At 55.8% G+C, this 19904-nt stretch carries 21 protein-coding genes and 1 pseudogene; 12 read left to right on the top strand and 10 right to left on the bottom strand.

The genetic code is table 11. The features are described 5' to 3' along the window. Nucleotides 1–56: 56 nt before the first annotated feature. The 4 genes from AC1Z36_RS17930 to AC1Z36_RS17915 all read right to left on the bottom strand — a co-directional run bounded on the left by AC1Z36_RS17930 (nucleotide 57) and on the right by AC1Z36_RS17915 (nucleotide 2966). Entirely contained in the window at nucleotides 57–299 is a 243-nt protein-coding gene (locus AC1Z36_RS17930; RefSeq protein WP_402473985.1) for a hypothetical protein, read from the bottom strand. A 1115-nt stretch (nucleotides 300–1414) separates the two neighbouring features. Then, a complete protein-coding gene (locus AC1Z36_RS17925) occupies nucleotides 1415–1939 on the bottom strand; it encodes a DUF2812 domain-containing protein (protein WP_434693979.1) in 525 nt (174 codons plus the stop codon). Beyond that, nucleotides 1936–2259: a PadR family transcriptional regulator gene (locus tag AC1Z36_RS17920; protein ID WP_434693976.1), complete on the bottom strand. Its 324-nt coding sequence runs from the start codon at nucleotides 2257–2259 to the stop codon at nucleotides 1936–1938. Before AC1Z36_RS17920 ends, AC1Z36_RS17925 begins: the two co-directional genes overlap by 4 nt. A gap of 410 nt (nucleotides 2260–2669) precedes the next feature. Further along, nucleotides 2670–2966 (bottom strand): DUF4190 domain-containing protein, encoded by a 297-nt coding sequence (locus tag AC1Z36_RS17915; RefSeq protein ID WP_448938534.1) that lies wholly within the window; start codon nucleotides 2964–2966, stop codon nucleotides 2670–2672. A gap of 258 nt (nucleotides 2967–3224) precedes the next feature. Here AC1Z36_RS17915 and dapF point away from each other — a divergent pair, with 258 nt between their 5' ends. After that, complete coding sequence (gene dapF / locus AC1Z36_RS17910; protein WP_448938533.1) at nucleotides 3225–4097, top strand: diaminopimelate epimerase; 873 nt, start codon at nucleotides 3225–3227, stop codon at nucleotides 4095–4097. A gap of 107 nt (nucleotides 4098–4204) precedes the next feature. Here dapF and AC1Z36_RS17905 read toward each other — a convergent pair whose 3' ends face one another. Then, nucleotides 4205–4939 (bottom strand): hypothetical protein, encoded by a 735-nt coding sequence (locus tag AC1Z36_RS17905; protein WP_448938532.1) that lies wholly within the window; start codon nucleotides 4937–4939, stop codon nucleotides 4205–4207. A gap of 279 nt (nucleotides 4940–5218) precedes the next feature. Continuing rightward, a complete protein-coding gene (locus tag AC1Z36_RS17900) occupies nucleotides 5219–5716 on the bottom strand; it encodes a GNAT family N-acetyltransferase (protein WP_448938531.1) in 498 nt (165 codons plus the stop codon). 289 nt (nucleotides 5717–6005) lie between these two features. Here AC1Z36_RS17900 and AC1Z36_RS17895 point away from each other — a divergent pair, with 289 nt between their 5' ends. Then, a complete protein-coding gene (locus AC1Z36_RS17895; RefSeq protein WP_448938530.1) occupies nucleotides 6006–6605 on the top strand; it encodes a recombinase family protein in 600 nt (199 codons plus the stop codon). A 565-nt stretch (nucleotides 6606–7170) separates the two neighbouring features. Beyond that, the gene (locus tag AC1Z36_RS17890) at nucleotides 7171–8019 is read left to right on the top strand and encodes a MinD/ParA family ATP-binding protein (protein WP_483562033.1); all 849 of its coding nucleotides are present in this window, start codon (nucleotides 7171–7173) and stop codon (nucleotides 8017–8019) included. 102 nt (nucleotides 8020–8121) lie between these two features. Here AC1Z36_RS17890 and AC1Z36_RS17885 read toward each other — a convergent pair whose 3' ends face one another. The 4 genes and pseudogenes from AC1Z36_RS17885 to AC1Z36_RS17870 all read right to left on the bottom strand — a co-directional run bounded on the left by AC1Z36_RS17885 (nucleotide 8122) and on the right by AC1Z36_RS17870 (nucleotide 13306). Further along, nucleotides 8122–10557, bottom strand: coding sequence for a hypothetical protein (locus AC1Z36_RS17885; RefSeq protein ID WP_483562032.1), 2436 nt, complete (start codon nucleotides 10555–10557; stop codon nucleotides 8122–8124). A gap of 553 nt (nucleotides 10558–11110) precedes the next feature. After that, nucleotides 11111–12700 (bottom strand): annotated as a pseudogene (locus tag AC1Z36_RS17880) (IS1634 family transposase). Nucleotides 12701–12796: 96 nt separating this feature from the next. Next, nucleotides 12797–13027 (bottom strand): hypothetical protein, encoded by a 231-nt coding sequence (locus tag AC1Z36_RS17875; protein WP_448938522.1) that lies wholly within the window; start codon nucleotides 13025–13027, stop codon nucleotides 12797–12799. Between the two features lie 84 nt (nucleotides 13028–13111). Then, complete coding sequence (locus AC1Z36_RS17870; RefSeq protein ID WP_483562031.1) at nucleotides 13112–13306, bottom strand: hypothetical protein; 195 nt, start codon at nucleotides 13304–13306, stop codon at nucleotides 13112–13114. Between the two features lie 195 nt (nucleotides 13307–13501). Here AC1Z36_RS17870 and AC1Z36_RS17865 point away from each other — a divergent pair, with 195 nt between their 5' ends. The 9 genes from AC1Z36_RS17865 to AC1Z36_RS17825 all read left to right on the top strand — a co-directional run bounded on the left by AC1Z36_RS17865 (nucleotide 13502) and on the right by AC1Z36_RS17825 (nucleotide 19781). Then, a complete protein-coding gene (locus AC1Z36_RS17865) occupies nucleotides 13502–13732 on the top strand; it encodes a hypothetical protein (RefSeq protein ID WP_442347035.1) in 231 nt (76 codons plus the stop codon). A gap of 157 nt (nucleotides 13733–13889) precedes the next feature. Further along, entirely contained in the window at nucleotides 13890–15323 is a 1434-nt protein-coding gene (locus AC1Z36_RS17860; RefSeq protein WP_448938520.1) for a hypothetical protein, read from the top strand. A gap of 172 nt (nucleotides 15324–15495) precedes the next feature. After that, complete coding sequence (locus AC1Z36_RS17855) at nucleotides 15496–15783, top strand: hypothetical protein (RefSeq protein WP_417367960.1); 288 nt, start codon at nucleotides 15496–15498, stop codon at nucleotides 15781–15783. A gap of 500 nt (nucleotides 15784–16283) precedes the next feature. Next, nucleotides 16284–16877, top strand: coding sequence for a ParA family protein (locus tag AC1Z36_RS17850; protein ID WP_102599347.1), 594 nt, complete (start codon nucleotides 16284–16286; stop codon nucleotides 16875–16877). Further along, entirely contained in the window at nucleotides 16874–17110 is a 237-nt protein-coding gene (locus AC1Z36_RS17845; protein ID WP_102599348.1) for a toxin-antitoxin system HicB family antitoxin, read from the top strand. The genes AC1Z36_RS17850 and AC1Z36_RS17845 overlap by 4 nt, the downstream gene beginning before the upstream one ends. Nucleotides 17111–17567: 457 nt before the next feature. Beyond that, nucleotides 17568–17954 (top strand): hypothetical protein, encoded by a 387-nt coding sequence (locus AC1Z36_RS17840; protein WP_102599349.1) that lies wholly within the window; start codon nucleotides 17568–17570, stop codon nucleotides 17952–17954. 52 nt (nucleotides 17955–18006) lie between these two features. Next, nucleotides 18007–18174, top strand: a complete 168-nt coding sequence (locus tag AC1Z36_RS17835) for a hypothetical protein (RefSeq protein WP_180993171.1) — start codon at nucleotides 18007–18009, stop codon at nucleotides 18172–18174. Between the two features lie 16 nt (nucleotides 18175–18190). Then, entirely contained in the window at nucleotides 18191–18415 is a 225-nt protein-coding gene (nrdH, locus tag AC1Z36_RS17830) for a glutaredoxin-like protein NrdH (RefSeq protein WP_483562030.1), read from the top strand. A gap of 355 nt (nucleotides 18416–18770) precedes the next feature. Continuing rightward, the gene (locus AC1Z36_RS17825) at nucleotides 18771–19781 is read left to right on the top strand and encodes a DUF4192 family protein (protein ID WP_483562029.1); all 1011 of its coding nucleotides are present in this window, start codon (nucleotides 18771–18773) and stop codon (nucleotides 19779–19781) included. The last annotated feature ends 123 nt before the right edge of the window (nucleotides 19782–19904 follow it).

The following is a 19904-nucleotide window of genomic DNA, read 5'->3' as shown; positions in this document are numbered from 1 at the left end:
CGTAAGGGGAACCTCTTGCGGGACACCGGACCGATGTGACGAAGGGAAGATGCAGATCATGCTGCTCTTCGGGGAGACACAGCGCCATCTACTAGAACCAGAATTCGTTCGTCAGCCGCCGCGGTTTCAATCGCTTCGATGACGTGAACAGAAAACAACCTCCAACGTCCATCATCCTCGGTATCAATTGTGGGATCCCACAGCGGTACGTCCTCGAAAGCTAGAACGTGATGGAGAATCGCGGAAGGGGAGTCCGCGAATTCGAAGTGCTGACCGCCTTCATTAGCAATGATGCGCACGTGTGTTCCATCAGTCCGTTCGACACTAGTCACATGCGCATAGCTCTTTAGGAATTGGGTCAATTTATCGAGGATAACTTTCAGATTTTCACTCAGCGCACTGTCTCCTTTGCTCTTGCCCTGATCTATTTGGAGTACGATATCAGGAACCGCTACCGGGACGCTGATTACCTGCTCGGGTGGTCGAAGGTAACTAGTGAGACAGGATCTCCCAGTAGCGTACTGGTGCATTCTTGTATATTGGTCCCATGCGCGCCATAGAAACAGTTCACGCGGGACCACACGACTCGGTTGATTCACCCTGTTATCGAGTCAATTTTTGGGAACGACCTCGTCCTGGATACGGCTGGAACCTAGATGCTTTTGTACTAGTTGAGGTGCAGGACGTATCAGAGGCGCTCTGTTGGGCAGAGGAGCACGCGAATGGGCGGCCCTTCGAACTGTTTGTAGAAATGGACTCCGAGCCCGAGAAGCCGTTCGGTGATTCGCGAGAAACTGCTCTTGTACGTTTGTGCGGAAACAACCCCAATGCCGACTATACCGATGAGGTATCAATATTTGGCGTTTGGTATTAGCCCTAAATGATGTTTCGACCGGTCCCAGTAGAGGAAACCTCACGGGGACGGTGCAAGGTAGATGCGGAGCGCCACTCAATTTCTGAGGAGACTCGGCATCGGACCCTAGTCGAGCTTCCCAAAGGGGCCGGCCGCGTCGAGCGGAATCCGCTCTGACCTCCTGGACATGATCAAGAACGATACCCCTACGAGGAGTACGGAAATGGCAAGGCCAAGTAGGCCCAAATCATTTGATGTCGCAGGACAGCCCGCAGAACTGTCATCAATCTCAGGACAGCTCCTCCACGGCTGCAAGAACATCACGAAACCACCTGCCGCTCCTGCGAGCGTCAGCAGGAGTCCCAACATCATGTAAACAGTATTTCTGGAAGCTTTCACGCTTCATTCAAACACAGCAATGCTTGCCTTCTTCATGGCACCGTATGAGGAAGGCTCTACGGGACAGTCACACCAAAAGGTGGTTAGAGTAACGACCGCTGTTTCTCCTATGTTGCTATGAGGTCCATTTTCTGACCGCGATGATCAATCTAACCTAGGTGATCAGCTTGAGCGATTTAGCTTATTCAAATGACTCCAGTAACCGACCAGCGGAACGACGGTGTAGACGACGGGAAATACGAACACCATCAGCAAAGACAGTTCTAGCCATTCATTCCATGAGGCCACACGAACTCCCAAACCGACAAGCAGGAAGGCAATCAGCGCGATGACGCTGTAGCGAAGATAGCGATCTCGATTTCGGGTAAGTTCGTCTCGTCGTGACTCGGCGTTGGTGTGGATCGGAGCCGTTCCCGGTACTGCTTTAAAGATGTGCACGTCTCCTATCGAGATCACGAGCTCCCAGCCAGCCGCCTGGAAGATGTCGAAGTACTCCGACGATGCGTTGCTTTCGTAAGCGAGGTCGAAGACCGCCTCTTCGGGGACCCCATCGACGAAGCTCCATCCGTGACCCAGCATCGCGATACCGTTCAGGTGTTTTCCCTGACCTGCCATGTCCGCGAACATAGCCAGGTCCTTCTCGGGGCTGACTGCCAGACCGTTGCTCATCTTGTTAGTGGTGCTCATGCTTCCTCCATGATGTGATCCGCCATGACCAGCAACTGGCGGCGACGTTCGATATTGCGGACGAGGACCTCGTGACCCTTCGCGGTTAGGTGGTAAGTCCGACGCGACTCGTCACCCTCGATTTCCTTGATGAGGCCGGCGACGGCAAGCTTCTTGAGCGTCGTGTAGAGCGAGGCAGGCCCGAGCGTGATAGCCCCCTCGCTCTCCTGTTCGAGGAAATGCATCACGGCATAACCATGGCGCGGGTGGACCAGTGCGAGCAGGACGTGCAGTGCAGTGTCGACAAGGTCTCCACTCTGATAACCAGAATTACGTCCCATTACGACACTCCGCGGGGAATGTATCCATAAACGATATATCCATGATTGATATATAAACACGGGAGTCCATATGAGGTCAAACAGAAGACCACCTCGTCGCCCTCTTCGCATTACCGTGGCGCCCGCAAGCCGGTCCCCGAGAGGAACGCCCGTAAGAGGAACCCTCACCGGACGCTATTTTCGGCGCAGACGCCCTACGCTGCCCAAGCGATTGATTGTTTTAAAACTCAAACTTGCTGATTTGAATCGGGTGCCATGCGCGCGAGGGAGAAAGTCCGGGCTTGTCTGCCTGATGGGAAGTGCCCCAATGCTGGGGCACACGTTGAGGTAGGCCGCTTCAAGAAATGAGGCGACACCCCGGTGGGTTGGCCTCAGCGCGGGTCAGGAAACCAAACTCGTGAAATGCGGTGTTATGCGGTGTAGTGCTGAATCAATGCCGGGATGGCAGTCAACATCGAGAAGAGCGCGAAAGCGGCAATGGCGTATCCAATCACGAGCGCAACGATTGCCAGCCAGCGGCCGCGTCCGCCCCGCAAAGCGATCTGGCTCAGCGCGACGTGACCTGCGCCCACTGCAAAGATGGCCAGACCTGAAGTGCCAAGGAAACACAGGCCCAAAATGGCTAAGGCCGCGAGGGCCAGGGCTACAACGGAGAACTTGTTCAGCGGTTCCGTATCCGTGTGTGACGATACTCTTTGCGTTGACATGCGATTCCTCCATCGTTTGCTGTTACAACGGAGTCTAGGCGTTTATGCCCTCGAAAGGCCAGAGACAACCAGTAGGAGCGCTTCGCGAACTTCTGAACAACCGTATAAGCCCGGTAGGGTTCGTCCGGCGTGGCATGCCTGGCTGTTCCAAATAGGGGCCGTAGGGGGAACCTTCAATGGGACGCTCATCTAGGAACCATTTCAGGAGTGGAATGTGGAGTTACTCAAAAATATGGTGCACTTCGACGGACCAAGCGTATGCAAAAATTAACCATGGAAAACCAGTTTTTTGATGTCCCGCGCGAATACCACTTTGAAAAATGGGTAGCGCTCGGCAATGACTATCTCATCATTGAACGAGACGCAGCAGAACCGTCAATGACTGCCGCAGAGGTAGTGACGTTTTGTAATCGTCACGAAGGCCCAGGTGCCGACGGAGTACTGGAAGTTATGCGAGGGTCAGACAATAACGTCGGCTCGATTCGCATTATCAACCCAGACGGAAGCGACGCCGAACTGAGCGGTAATGGAACTCGAGAAGCCATCATGTACATGTTCCGTAAAGGATGGACTGATCGCACAGAGTTCCAGGTAAGTGCGCCTTCAGGCATCCTAAGCGCCCATATCCTTGGAAGCGACAAATGCCGGGTAAAACTTGGCGATGCCGTCGTCCGATTCCCGGACCTTCGGTTCTTCGAATTACCCGCAGTGCACATCAGAATTGGTAACCCACAAACCCCGCTGCGCGTCGGATCCTTAACTGAGCTGCAGAATATCGACCTGGCACAAGTTGGGCATGCCGTTGAAAATGACCCGATGTTCGAGGGTAGGACCAATGTCTCGGTATGGACACCTGTAAATGAGGGAGTGATTAGAGCTCGCATTTGGGAACGCGGCGTGGGTCTGACCGATTCCAGCGGAACAGGCGCTACGGGTGCAGCGATTGCGTATTTTCTTGAGTCAGGTTGCAGAAAAGTTCAAGTTCAGATGCCGGGTGGGGAACTGCTTGTAGAAATCACTGAAGGCAGTTCCGGCAATCTGAGCATTGATCTCACTGGGACTGCCCGCCGCGTCTATCGCGGATTTTGGGGATCGGTTACTGAGACTTCCGGAACTGTCTTAACACGGTAGATCTTGGCAAATGCCAGAAACCGACTGTGCTGGATCTCCAAAGTCGATTCCGCTGCGATTTCGCGTCCGAAACGGGAACCTTCACTGGGCACAATCTCCCACCCTTTTCATGGGGTTCGGTTCACTCGTGCTGAGACGAGCCCGCTGACCGGTTCGCGGTTGATGATTTCTGTGACATCGCTGATTTCCGTGATCCAGTCATGGACTTCGGGTGCCACAAGCTTGAAGAGGGCGTTCATATCGGCCAAGCGCTCCGTGACACTGGTTGAGGCACTGGCAACCGGTTCGAGGTGGGCCAGCCGATTTCTTAAACTTACTGCCGATTCGAGAAACCTGGAGACGTCCGCCCGGGCTGTGCCGCGTGGGAAACCCCGATGTAGATAGGGGGTCCAGAGCGTGCTTTCTCGGACTCTCGGCGTGATGAGGAATTGCCAGAAGCCAAATGAGAGCCTGGCAATGACCATACCGTGGGTGGCAGCCGCTCCGACGTCACGTTGGGCTTGGCGGAGTAGTTTCAGGCCGTCGTTGTTTAATTTTTGCTGTCGCATGCGGACCCTTTGCGTACCGTTTTGCAGTTGCAGCCAGCCGGGCGTTGGTTGTGCTGCCCAGTCGGGAAAAGTCGGTGCCAACTGACCGTCAAGGGCGTTGCGAACTGCGACTTCCACATGGGCTAGATCGCGAAGGATTGCCGAAGAGAGTTCAGAGTTCCAGGAGTAGATTTCCATGGCCAGCGAGTGATCACCTGAGGCCAACGCCAGATACTTGTCGTAGCGGTGTTGCGATAGCCATGCGATGGCCTGCCTGGGAGTGGGAGCATTGGCATGTGGTAATCCTTCAGGCATAAGTAGTAGACTACAGGGGCACTACGGGATCGGTCCTCTGTTCAATGGTTCGCCATTCGAATAGGCAGCGTGGTGCATAGAAGGTATTGAAGGGCCCACGATGGTGGGCCCTTTCTTTCGTTAAGCCTCTTGTTCCGGATCTGGAACCAAAGTCCCTTTCAGTGCGTTTGCGCGTCCGTAAGAGGAACCTTGACCGGGCATGTTGAGGAAATCACTGCATGGAAGCTTGTGGTGGTGTCATGCCTCGTTTATCCGACGTATGACACCACCGCTATTCGGTTAGGCCAATTCGAGGAACCCAAATCGCTTATATAGCTCCAGCGCAGCACCGGAAGTTCCATCACCGATCCGGAGACTCAGCGTGTCCGCGCCATGCTTCTTACACGCAGACATGGCAGCGGCAATCAAGGTGCGGCCCAGTCCATGCCCCTGATGCCGAGGATCAACAAAAAGATCGATGATGAATGGGCCGAGTAAGTCTTCATCCCAGATCGACTCCTTGACAACAAAGATCGCCCCAATCGGCGTTCCCTGTTGCATTGCGACAAAAGAAGAATTTTCGAGGAGCTGCCCATACTCGTGAGCGAAGGTTTCTTCCATCTCGGATTGCGCTTCTTCAAGAGTTCCGGCCGCAATGCCAGGTGGGTATGCTGCGAAATACGCATCAGCTAGTGCTGCCGGGGATGATGAATCTGCATGGCAAATATCTGCGTACGAAGAAACGGCGGGAGTGAAATCTGCGTGCTGAAGAACAGCTTGTAAAACGTCGGAGGGCATGACAAATCCATTCGTAGGTCTTCTGAACTAGTTGCGAGAAAACTTTATGAATGGAACATGATTCGAATCTAGCACCGAAAAGATCAATGGGCTACAGAAAATTTTCCAATACTTTTGAGTTGTTGAAGAGGCTCAAGTGACCTTCGATGGAAGTGTCCCGTAAGCCGGTCCTCCACCGGACACGCCAACCGCTGACCTGCTGCTTTGCTAATGGTGACCTATGAAGTGTCCGTATAGGGTGTACGGTGAACTGTCCGGTGAAGGATCCCTATGTGACACACTGATCTACATGTCTAAGATCATGGTCGGTTACGCACGCGTGTCCACGGAGGAGCAAGACCTCACCGCCCAGCGTGATGCCCTGGCATCCCTCGGCGTTGAACCCGAACGCGTCTATGTTGATCATGGCTTTACCGGCAGGAACAAGAATCGCGCAGGACTTCACGAAGCCCTCGCCGCCTGCCGGGCCGGAGATACCTTCGTCGTTACCAAACTCGACCGCCTGGCCCGGTCCGTCCGAGACGCCCACGAGATAGCCGACGACCTCGCCAGACGCGAAATCAGACTCAGCATCGGTGGTTCCGTCCACGACCCCACCGACCCAATGGGCAAACTGCTGTTCAACGTCCTGGCGATGATCGCTGAGTTCGAACCCGACCTCATCAGCATGCGCACCCGCGAAGGAATGAAGGTTGCCAAGGCCAACGGCCGACTCCGGGGAAAACAGCCAAAACTCACCGTGAAACAAGAAACACACCTCCTCGAACTGCACGATGCCGGCAAACACACCATGACCGAAATGGCAGAACTATTCTCCATCAGCCGATCCACCATCTACCGGGCCGTTGAACGCGGCCAACGCAAGAAAACCGGCACAATCACTCCGTGACCTCTTCCTGCCACCACCGAAAGATGACGTGCGGCTCTCATCCGTTGCCCCACACTGCGAAAGCTTTGCGTCGGGCATTTCGCTTTTTCGCGAGCCCTATCCACGCCAGGATCGACACCGGGATGTCGTTAGCGTGAATTTCCGTACCGATCTTCCTCAGACCCCGAGCCTGACACGACGAACCCACCGCAGCGCCGAGAGAAACCAGCACGCCGCCGCGCTGATAGCCCAGTAACCCATGTGGCCACCACCGACCAGCAGTCATTGACCAAGCGGCCGCACAAGACACTGAGGAAACACCAGAACAGCCAGTGTCCGAGGCACCGGCCTCAACGGAACCTACCGCCGAAGGGGAAGAACCAGCAATGGAAACCGTGCAAGCAAAGGCACCCCAAGGACAAACTACGCCGCAGCCAGCTACGGCAGCTAAAGCCCCCCAAGATAACCCCTTCGCCAAGAAGTCTCCTACCCAGGACAGCGCCCGGCAACGCGCCGCGAAGCGCGGCAAAGCTTCCTAACCCAGGAACAAGTCGAAGAACCAGCCACCAAAGGCTGGCGCGGCACCATGACCCGCATGGGCATCCGCATGGCCCCGAGCGAGGACGAACGCGCCGAACGTGCAGATGTGCAGGCCGTGAGCCAGCACTGGCCAGGCCCACGCACCATCGCCATTGTCAACGGCAAAGGAGGGGCAGGGAAAACCCCCACCACCGTCCTGCTCAGTGCGATCTTCGCCCGTTACGGCGGGGCAGGTGTACTGGCTTGGGACAATAACCAAACCCGAGGCACCCTGGGCTGGCGCACCGAGCAAGGCCCGCACGAGGCGACCTTGTTGGAGCTGCTACCTGAATCAGAAAAGCTCCTAGGCACCGGGGCACAATCCGCAGACCTAGCCCATTTCGTGCACCACCAGACCCGAGACCGGTTCGACGTGCTGCGCTCTAAGCCAATGGAATTGGCCAGCGCACAGCGCGTGGACGCCGAAGACGTGGACGCAATTCACCGGGTGGCCTCGAAGTACTACCGGCTGATCTTCATCGACTCAGGAAACGACGAATCAGATCCGATGTGGCGGCGCATGATCGACCACACTGACCAGCTTGTCGTGGCAACCACCACCCGTGATGACCACGCCGAAGCCGGTGCCCTGCTGCTGGAAGCGCTCGCGCAGCAAAACGACAAGGCTCACGCCCTGGCACAAAACGCCGTAGCCGTCGTGACCCAAGCAGATTCCAAAGCCACTACCGCCGACGTGAAGCGCGTGGCCGATGGCTACAAAACCCTGGCCCGCGACGTAGCAACTATTCCGTTTGATCCAGCTATCGTGGACGGTATCCTGCGCTATGACGCGCTGCGGCCAGCCACGCAACGCGCGTGGCTGGCCGCAGGTGCAGCTGTAGCGCGTGGACTGTAAATGTCTTGATGATAGTCCGCACGTTTTCAGGTGAAAGCAGGCACTCCTACCTGCTTTCACCTGAAATCCAGCTATCTAGTATTCGTTGCAGGTTTCGGTCGATTAAAGCTTAGTGCTCCAGCTCTTGGTCCCTTGGAGTTTGTAGCCACCGCTGGAAGGCTTCGCTACCACAGTAACTTTGCCGGTGTATTTGTGGGTGCCGGCCTTCTTCTTGGTCCCGTTGATGTAGTAGGCGACGCCGGTCTTGGAAGGGATCTTCACCGTGTTCTTCTTGGCGTCGAATACTGGCTTCGAGGCCGTCACCGAATTGCGGTTATCGAACTTCCAGGACGTGGTGCCCTTGAGCTTGTATCCGTTGGATGAAGCCTTCGCGCTCACGGTGCCGGTGCCGGTGTATTTGTGGGTGCCGGCCTTCTTCTTGGTCCCGTTGATGTAGTAGGCGACGCCGGTCTTGGAAGGGATCTTCACCGTGTTCTTCTTGGCGTCGAATACTGGCTTCGAGGCCGTCACCGAATTGCGGTTATCGAACTTCCAGGACGTGGTGCCCTTGAGCTTGTATCCGTTGGATGAAGCCTTCGCGCTCACGGTGCCGGTGCCGGTGTATTTGTGGGTGCCGGCCTTCTTCTTGGTCCCGTTGATGTAGTAGGCGACGCCGGTCTTGGAAGGGATCTTCACCGTGTTCTTCTTGGCGTCGAATACTGGCTTCGAGGCCGTCACCGTGGTCCGAAGATCGTACTTCCATGACTTTCCGGTTACTTGATAGTTCGCAGCGGAAGCTTTTGCAGTGACGATAATCTGCGTGGAGAACTTATGGGATCCCGGCTTTTTATGCACCCCGTCGACGTAGTAGCTGACTCCATCAACTGAAGGAATCGTCAGGACGAGTGTGGAGTAATTTACCTTCGGCTCTGCGGGAATTGCGATCGTCTTACGCAGATCGAAGGACCACGAAACCTTACCTGATAGGGCATATCCGGTTTGTGCTTCAGCGGCAATGGAAACCTTTGAATAACCAGATTCGTAAGTTCCTGATGGCTGTGGCTCTCCGTTAACCAGATAATTCACACCTGCGACCGATGGGATCGTATAGCTACCGGTTACTCGATCGATCTCGGGCGCTTGAGGCGTAACAAGAACAATTCCCGGATCGATCTTTACCGTCGGGGCACTGGCTTTACTTGTGCTTGTGTATCCCGCGAGGGTGCCAGTGACGTTGACAGTGATGGTTTTACCTGCGAGATCTGCGGTTAGAGGCAAGGTGTTCTTGGTAGCCCCAGTTAGGTTGGCCCCGTTCGCGGCCCACTGATAGGTGAGTTTTACTCCCGAGGGTCCCCAAACACCTGGTGCGGCTGTCAGTATGTTGCCGACTGTTGGGATACCAGTAATCTTTGGAGAAGAGACAGCGAGCGAGCCACGAGCAACTTTAGTCGTCGGGGCACTGGCTTTACTTGTGCTTGTGTATCCCGCGAGGGTGCCAGTGACGTTGACAGTGATGGTTTTACCTGCGAGATCTGCGGTTAGAGGCAAGGTGTTCTTGGTAGCCCCAGTTAGGTTGGCCCCGTTCGCGGCCCACTGATAGGTGAGTTTTACTCCCGAGGGTCCCCAAACACCTGGTGCGGCTGTCAGTATGTTGCCGACTGTTGGGATACCAGTAATAGTAGGCCTAGAAAAAATCAGTGAGCTATCAAAAGTGTATTCCCAAAGAGAACGAGCTCCAGGTGCCAAATCATATCCAGGTTGCGCTTCGGCACTGATAGAAATGGAACCTTCCCAATTGTAGGTTCCCGCAGGAATGATCTCACCTACGAAATAGTCCACACCTTCCGTAGAGGGTATAACGTACGAATCCTCTGCGCTTCCCGGTCGGTCGAGAAATGTAACGGCTTTCGGAATTACGAACTGCGGCGCATGGCTAACGGTGAAGTTGAGGGTGGATAGTTTAACGCCCTGGCCGAGAGCCTGCCCGTATCTGGTGTCGGCTCCGTTTCCTGCGATGTCTTCGAATTGTGCGAATTCCACTCGATAGTTGCCCTCGGGCCAAGTGAGGGTATCGATAGGTTTTGTTTGGGCGGTGCCCGTTGATTTGTTCCCAGCAAAGTTTGATGAATTTGAGTACGCGTATTTGATTTGGCCACCATTAGGTGCGTAGATCCAGAAAGTCATGTTTCGCACTGGACTGGTATCGGTGGCCACCCACTCAAACGTAGGTGTTTGTCCTGGGCGAAGAGTCTTTGCAGACTTCATGGAGACTGAAGTCAGAACAGGATCAACCGTATCTGCAGCTGTCCCGGTAACGGTGAAGTTGAGGGTGGATAGTTTAACGCCCTGGCCGAGAGCCTGCCCGTATCTGGTGTCGGCTCCGTTTCCTGCGATGTCTTCGAATTGTGCGAATTCCACTCGATAGTTGCCCTCGGGCCAAGTGAGGGTATCGATAGGTTTTGTTTGGGCGGTGCCCGTTGATTTGTTCCCAGCAAAGTTTGATGAATTTGAGTACGCGTATTTGATGCGGCCATCAGGCGCATAGATCCAGAAAGCCATGTTTCGCACTGGACTGGTATCGGTGGCCACCCACTCAAACGTAGGTGTTTGTCCTGGGCGAAGAGTCTTTGCAGACTTCATGGAGACTGAAGTCAAAACAGGATCAACCGTATCTGTCTGAGTGGTAGCGGCGGGGAGAGCATGAGCTACCGCAGGCGGAGTCGCTCCTGCTAGTAAAGAAATAAACAACAACCCAGAAATTACTACCTTACCGATTTTTTTCAAGACTTCCCCATAATCACTAATTCTTAGGAGTGAAAAACTAGGAGAAACTTTACCCTAACTATTGCTATGGAAATGTTCGTGGATATCTTCGATGAATTTTTCATCAAAATCGGTCGGCAATTTCGTGCAAACTTCTGGTAGCCAACTTTTCAGAAGTCACGCCTAATGAGGTGTTGCATTCACATCCGACTCTGCCAGTGCAGGAACGCAGCATCCATCATCTCCAGACGCCACGGCAGCAGCGTGCCCTATGCCCGTCTTTGATGCTGCACATGCAACCAGATCCCGAGGACCCGTTCGGCCTCCGTCCTGTGTCGTGCCAAACGCCTTAGTAACCACCACGAAGACGCGAAAGCACTTCCTCCAAGCCTTCAGGAATCTGCGCAGCGAACGTCACCACTTGCCCGTTGACCAGTACTTTCGCTGACCTGGCGGCTTTCAGATCAGTGACCAACCTCTTCAGCGGCAGCCCTGTCAGTTCCTGCAAATGCCGGCCGATAGCTAACGCCGCGAACACCACAGTCAAATGCGCGTCGATGGAATCCTTCTCACGGTGGAAGATCGGCCTGGCCCGCAGATCCGATTTCGTCATCCTGAACGACGCCTCCACCTGCCACAGGTCATGATACGCACCGATCACCTGCGTGGCAGGCACCGATTCGATCGGCAGGTTCGTCACGTAACCCTCCAAGCCAGCCAACATCCTGGCCCGCTCAATGACCTTCTCATCCAGTTCTTTATCGGCCCCAGTCACCTTCAAGAACCGCACCTTCTTCAACGGCGATTTCCCTTCGGCCACCGCCAGGGCTTTGCGTTCCATGAGGTTGATATTCCGGTTATCCCTCGCGAACCGCTTGGCCGACCACTGATACACCACTCTGCGTTCCCGCCCGTTCTTCCCGGTACCCATGACCTGGGTGGATTCAAGAACCTGGCCGTTGGTGAACCGGTTGCCCTTGGTATCGAAATGCTCCTGCAGGTCGTAGGGCGCCGTAGTCAGCCGGGATCCGACGATGAACCTGAACCCCGCGTCCTCAATCGCATTTAGATTATTGGCCGAAAGCATGCCCGCGTCAGCGACGACCACCAAGTCGGTGAGGCCGTGGCGTTCCTGGAACGCTTCCAGGACGGGGATAATCGTGGTGGTTTCGGCCTTGTTGCCTTCGAACATATGCAGCTCCAAAGGGAAACAAGACGGGTCAACCAGCAATCCCACTTGGATTTGCGGATCGACGCGGCGTTCTTTGCTCATGCCGACCTTGCGTAGCTTGTCCTCGTCTTTCGCCTCGAAATGCAGCGTGGTCACGTCATACATCACCAAGGAGGCCAAGCCCGCGGTGGCCGACCGGTAGGCGACCCTGGCCTTGGCCAGCTGATCGCGGTAGTCCTTCTCGATGCAGGCACCCAGGCTGCGGAACAGGGTCCGCAAGGACGGGTGAGGTGCATCAATGTGTTTGAGGACACGAACGGTATCTGCTTATGAGGTCGGTTCGATCAGCCTGGCCAGGACCATGGCCTTGAACGCTGTGTCATCCAGGATGTTGAATCCCAGTCGGTCGTAGGCGGCCTCAAGAATTTCCCAGAGTTCCGTAGCTGGGGATGCGATGACTCTCGCGTCAGCGTCGACCGGCGCGCTGCGTGGCCGCCCGACGGCTCCTGCTTCCACGGGCAACTTTTGAACGGTCCAGTTCGGGACATCATCCATGGCCGCAGGTTGTTGCTCGATGCTGAAATCGAGGGTGCCCTGGCCAGGCAACAGGCGTTCTTTCGCAGTAGCAAGCAGGACCGCGAGGTCTTGGTCGGTGTTGGCGGAGCCGAGGTGTTCAATGCCGGTGACGGTTCTGCCGTTCTTCTCCACGATTTGCACTGCAATCGCGCCGCAAGCGGTGCGAACCTTGCGTATATATCGTGATCCCATGCTCTTCAGCGTACAGAAACACCTATTTTTAGTAACCACATCGCGCCTGCGCGTTCCCTAAAGTTACAGGTCAAAACCCATATCTATTTTCAGTTCTCAAAACATGGCACGAAACAGGTCCGTGGAATAGGTCTGGTACCTCGGCGTCCGATCATAGGTTCCGGCGAACTCCACCAGCGAGGCTAGGCGCGCCCGCCAGCCCTCATCGAGCTGCCGCTGATGCGCATCGATGCTCCAACCGGTGAGGTCTTCCAGCAGGACGATCTTCGAGAGAGACAGCGAATTGCTGCGGTGGGCCCGTCGCTGCTCGAGCAGCCACCGGTGCAACTGGAGCTCTGCTTCATCCCCATCATGGCGTGGAAGCCGGTCTCGGGTCTTCTAGTACTCCAGGACCTCAGCCAGTCTCTTGCGTCAGCGAACCGTCGGGCGGTCCACTCCCCTAGCGGCCAATGCTGCTTCATGCTTGGCATGAGTACCGGGTTCATACCTTTCCCGTGCCTGGAAATGCGCGTGGATGGTGGTGACCCCCTTGTGGCAGCGGTCGGCGATTTCGCGGGCCGTCAGTCCGGCTGCATACATCATGTCCCATTCGGGATGCATAGACACTTCCCAACCCGCCATAAAGATAAAGATACTTCAGAGATTCGTAGTACCGAAGAGAGCCTCCGGGATACAGAACTACCCAGACAATTACTTCAGATCCGCCTCTATCAGCATCCAGTGACTATCGGATACCTGAAAAATAAACTTTGTGCGTGTCGCGAGTCGATTAACTTGGTTGCGCAACCATAGGATGTTTATATGAAGAATCCGCATGGCCGCGCTTATGGCACCATGAAACACCCTACGCCGATGGGGTGGAAGGTCGAGCGCGAAAATAAAGAGCATTTCGCGGATCTTGCGAAGAAAGCTGGCATGTCAGCCGCCGCATTCTTCGACCTCATGGTGGAGACCTTGGAATATGACGACCGAGGACTTCCAACATGGGTTCCCCAAAACGATAGCAAGGAAGGCCACCTGCCTATCGACTAAGCCTTAAACAGAAAAGCCCGCGCAATGCGCGGGACTGAAATTCTGAATCCGATCTGTGTAGCTCGCCAAAGTTCCCAGATCGAGATTTACCACGAAGCTTCCGGTTACCAAGCCGGATGCTCCCCTTCCTTTACCCTCCAAAGAGAAAAGGACTTATGTGTCTATAGTAGCGCCTCCGCGCGCCCAATCAAGCACCAGCACCAAAGAAACGCCGCAAAACACCGCGATCCACACCACAAAACCACGCTGGTGCACCCGCCCCACCGACGGGCGCATCGCCGCAATCCTCGCCCACACCACCAAAGGACACCGTCCTTTCACCAAAGCTGAAACCCCCCAAACCTTCAGCGCCAAAGGCAAGACGCAGTTCAACGCGGGCAAAGAAGCCCTCGCCACCAAACACGCCCGCACCCCCGCACCCCTGCACATCAAGCGGGTCTCGCGCGCCCAGGAAACCTCCCCCCGCGCCATCAACTGGGCCATCCCCAACGGCAGCAAGAAAATCGACCACACCGCCCAAGCCTGGCGCGCCACACGCACCCTCGACGCCCTGCTCGAACGCCGCAAAGACTGCAAACGCAACATCCTCGCCGTGCTCTGGGTCCTCCTTCGCTACACCGACCACGACAGCATGACGGTGCGCATCACCTGGGACACCATCGCCACCAAAGCACGCGTATCCCGCGCCACCGTAGGAAACGCCCTACGCTTCCTGCGCACCCACGGCATCCTCGGCATCGTCGCCTCCGGCCGCAGCGCACAATACGCCGCCAAAGCCGGCCAACCAGCTACCAACGAAGCCCCCGTCTACGTCATCTGCCGCCCTATCGGCCTCGGACTACGCCACCAAGACGCCGAAGACACCACCGCTACCCGACCAACCCACCAAACCCCCAACAACACTGCCTGTGGAAATAACTTAGAACCCCTCCCCGTAGGGGGGTTAACCACTTACGAAGTAAGTTCCTACACGCGCACGCGCGAAGAAAACACTCACAATGAGCCGCTACGCGGCACAATCAACCCAAGGCACGGCTCCGCCGTGCGAACTCACCAAGCCGATCATCGACCAGTCGAACTGTGGCCAGCTCACAGAACGATCAGCTCTAGAGGACAGGGACTATCGGCTGCCGCTGAAATCTTGCGTCGGATGCCAGATTTTGCCCGTTTTTCCAAGAAAAACGTGCTCAACATGTTCAAACCCTTCTTCTCCAACGGATGGACAATCTCAGATATCCAACACGCCCTCGAATGGCGCACCACACCAGGACTGCACGGCAAGGAAGCCTGGGGAGCACTACCCCAGCACAACCGTGAAACTCAGTCCTACATCGACTACTGCCGGATCTTGCGCGCAGCGATCCTGCACCGCATGAACCAATGGCGCACCGCCACCGGAGAAATCACGCTCAGCCGATCCCAGCGAGCAGCAGCAGCCAGCAACCACGCACGCGCCGCCGCCCGAGCCGCAACCGAACGCCGCGCCAAACAAGCCGCGCAGCGCCCGCAACTGCGCAGCACCGCTTCCCGCGGCGCCGCAGCCGCACGCGCAGCCCTGGCTGCCGCACGCCGAACCGGGGCATGTTCCTAGCCTCCTGCCCACATGGGCACGAAAAAAGCCCTCTCGCTCCGCTGCTTTTTCGCACACATGATGGACAGCAGGAACCAAACGACCGACCGCACACAAGCCACACGTTTAGTACTCGAGTTATCACACGACACGCGAGCATGACATGTGCACGGATCTCTAGAAAGCAGCACTCATGGCACCAAACCCAGAACAAGCAACGCACCATCTAACCCAGGCGCGCGCCGCAATAATCTTTGGACTTATCTATCTGGTATTTCTTTTCGTCACGCCAGGACGTGACGGCTGGATCTACACCAGCGCCGCAGGAACAATCCTCGTGATGGGCGCGGCAGCGCGCGGCCACTACAGATTTAGCCAAGAAAACCAACCACAAACAACAGAATTACGTTGGTTGTATGCAGCAGTCCTGCTCGGATTCTTAGTAGCTTTTGCCGCCGCGATAGGTCGAAATGTCACCTAGACCTAACGAATCTAGGACACCTCGCGCACAGACCAGGAACCAAGGCGTGGATGCTCCACCAGCTCCCAGGTCAAAATATCCGACCTCGGATTAGCCCCTAGCCTCACCTGTACCAGCCATACGGCATAGTCGATTCTGTCGGCAGCTCCCTTCCTGACCTTGAAGGTCAGGTCTTCCCACCAGGCGACCCGCTCAAAATGACAGGTTGGCTCCACCACCACCTGCCAGACACGGCCGCCCCGCCGAATCTTCCAGGGCGCACCGGCCGGCGTAAAAACACGTCCACAAGTTCCTCAGGCATAACGAGCCTAGGCTACTCCCCCGCTCCGTCAGATAAACTCAAGCCCATAAAGGAATTTTGCTAGCTATTTTGAAAAATAGTTTGCGTGAATGCTAGCAAACTAGTAATCTTATGCTTAGGTAGAAAAATTGCAAGATAGCTTGCGATTTTACGATATTGCATGCAAAATAACTTGCGTGCAAATGATTAGGAGGCGAATGTGGCAACAACCATTGCACTCGTGCAAACCAAAGGCGGCGTAGGCAAGACGACCAGCGCCATCTATCTCGCCTGTGCACTCATTGTCCTGGGCTTCACTGTCGAGCTCTGGGATACCGACATGCAGGGTTCTGCCACTGAATGGGCTGAAGACGCTCAGGAGGCTGGAACTCCGCTGCCATTCCCGGTCGAGATTGTGAACATCGCTAAACTGAAGCGGCTTGCTGGCAAGAGCACCACGGATTTCGTCATCATCGACACTCCCCCAGGAGATCCGGCGACTATCGATGCCGCAATCAAGATTGCTGATGTGGTCATCATGCCAACAGAGCCAGCAGTCATGGATCTACGGCGACTGGTCGCCACGAACGCGAACTTGCCGGCCGACACCGCGCGGATTGCCCTTTTCACCAAGGTCAACGAACAAACGGTCGCACTCCGGGATAGCTTGGAATTCCTGGAAGACAGCGACCTGGCCCTGTTCGACACCCGAATCAAGCACCGCCAGGCATTCAAGACTATTCCAGGCGAAATTCCCACCGACCTGATGGGCTATGAAGAAGTGGCCAAGGAACTAATGGAGGCACTGTCATGAGCAGCCTTAAAGACAAGATGAAGCCAGCTGCGAAAACTTCAACCGAGAAGACTGCCTCGGTGAGCGAGAGCTTCAGGACCCCAGAATCAAATGAGCCGGAGATGAAGCCGCTCAACGTGCGGATACCAAAAGAGCTGCATACTCAGATCAAGCTCTACGCTGCGGCTAATGACATCAAGCAGCAGGTTCTCGTGGCACAAGCTCTCCAAGAATTCCTCGAGAAGCGTGCTTAAGCCGCCCGTGAGACAATAGATTCACTTCCTTTCCTTGGAAGCAAACCGAACCCGACCGCCTTCCTATGCGGTCGGGTTCGCCTTTTGGTGCCCGAAACCTGGTACCGGTTTTCCTTGCCCCGATGCCCGATTGTTGCACGTCTGAAAGCCCAGTCAAGGGCGCTGCGCGTCGCTACGCGATGGACTAGCGCCCACCCCTGACAGAACTTTCAGGCGTGCATTCTGGCATGTATCGGAACAAGGGGAACCCATGCAATCACGCGTAAAAGTTGCGTTGACCTGCTAAGCAAGTTTTCTAGGATGCTTGAAAGATAGCAAACATCTTTCAATAAAAACAGCAAACTAGCTTGCTAGCAAGATAGCAAACTGCTAGAATTGAAGTATCAACAGGGGATAGGAACCCATGCTGGAAAGACCAGCTCGGGCCTCAGTTGAGAACCAAGGAAAGGCAGTCACAATGACTAGCATCGAATTCGCCGGCCCGCAGTTGCCACTCGATGACTGCGCAGGAGACGGCTACGACTACATCGAAACCGCCGAGAAAGCAGGCTGGACGGTCATCTCGCAGTGGGGAGGTGAAGGCTACGACTTCGGCGCATGGCCCTACATCATCGGTTTCGCCCGACAAGCCCAGGATGTCAGCGGACAGCGCCACTTCGGATACGGCCTCTACGTTGAAGGCGACACCACCACCAAGTATTTCGACAACTTGGAAGCGTGCAAGGAAGCCATAGACCGCGACGCGCACTTCTTCTGGAAGACCGGACAGAGCGACGGCCCTGAAGGAGTCCCCGAGCAGTTCGAGAAGCTACCCGAAAAATATCGCGGACTACCCAACGACTAGCCAACCGCCCCGCCGAAAGGCGGGGCACCACGCCCCTGAAAGCAGATCACCAATGACTACCGTTGCCCCTTATGTCGTGCTGAACTGCCCAGTCACGGAAATTCTCGGATTCTATGACACGGAGGTAGAAGCCAGCGCAGCAGCGACAGCATTCGGACAATGCAGTTTTGCCTACAAGCTCAGTCCCCAAGAAATCACCGCCCTGGAAGCCCAGGCCTAGCACTAGGAAGAAAGCCATGAAATCGACTGTCACCGTCTACAGCAAGCCTTCTTGCGTCCAGTGCAACGCCACCTATAGGGCGCTAGACAAAAAGGGCATCAAGTACGAAACGATCGACATCAGCCAGAACGCAGAAGCGCTCGAATATGTCCGATCGTTGGGATACGGGCAAGCCCCTGTCGTGGTCACCGATCAAGATCACTGGTCAGGATTCCGGCCGGATAAGATCGACATTCTCTAAGCGGGGTTTTCCTTGCCCCGATGCCCGATTGTTGCACGTCTGAAAGCCCAGTCAAGGGCGCTGCGCGTCGCTACGCGATGGACTAGCGCCCACCCCTGACAGAACTTTCAGGCGTGCATTTTGGCATGTATCGGAACAAGGGGAACCCATGCAATCACGCGTAAAAGTTGCGTTGACCTGTTAAGCAAGTTTTCTAGGATGCTTGAAAGATAGCAAACATCTTTCAATATAAACAGCAAACTAGCTTGCTAGCAAGATAGCAAACTGCTAGAATTGAAGTATCAACAGGGGATAGGAACCCATGCTGGAAAGACCAGCTCGGGCCTCAGTTGAGAACCAAGGAAAGGCAGTCACCATGGCTACCATTAATGACAAGGTAGGGATTGCGAGCCTCGTGCGCGCAGCCCTGCACCTTGACCCCACCGATTCCATCGTGCTGGTACTCTGCGCCAACAGCTCGGTACTGGCCACCCTGCGCATCGACGCACACCCTGAGACCGAAGCTTCGGAGTTCGCCTCGTCAGTGATTCGGATTCTCGCCTCGATTAGTGAGCCGATCGATGCGACCATTCTGGTCAGCTACGAGGGCGACAAGGCTATGACGTTCGCCCAGTACGACGAACTGAGCCAGCGCCTTGACTCAGCAGGCGCACCCATCGCCAAGGCTGTTCTGGTCACCAACGGGCAGATCATGGACTACGACGGGGACAGTACCGACGCAGTGGATTACGCCGAGGTCTACACCAACCCGTTCACCCTCGAAGCTATGCTGGCCACCGGATCGCTTCGGCTGGCCGAGGATGCACCGCAGTGCACCGAAGCCACCGAGGCCACCATGGATGCCAAGGCTGACCGCATCGCGCAGATGGCGGGGGAGGACTACCTGAGCATTCAAGCCCGGGGTATTACTGGCATCGCCCTTCAGCTCGGCAACGACATGATGCACCAGATCGCCCGCTACCTCGATCACGGGAAAGTCACCGAGGACATGGCCGGCTGGATCGCCGGAACCTACGCCCTGCGCATGGGACGCGACACCGCCACCGCAGCACTGGCCGGAACCGCCAGCACCGAGCAGGAGCTGGCCGAGCTGCTCATGGGAGATACGCTGATCGCTGATCGGAAGATCTTCGATGCCGGCGCAGCGATGCTCTACGAGGCGCTAGAGTTCCTGGCCGGCGATGACCGCCCTAACGTTTTGGCAGCGCTGGGATGGACTCGCTGGATGGCCGGACAGGGCACCGAAGCGATGAAGTTCTTGGATCAGGCACTAGCCATTGACCCGGAACACCGGCTCTCACACTTGCAACGGCGACTGTTCACCAGCGGGAAGCTACCGAAATCGGCCAGCACACCCGATAAGTAAATAACCGGCTAAGTGAGGGGCAACCAAGCCCCTCACTTAGCCATATCCCCAGCACACCAAGGACAATAAAACCTATGACTAGCGACCCCAGCATCTGGGAAAGAAACCTGCAAGCGGACACTG

The sequence above is a fragment of the Glutamicibacter sp. BS14 genome (assembly GCF_056934375.1).
This window is presented reverse-complemented; position numbering and strand designations above follow the sequence as displayed.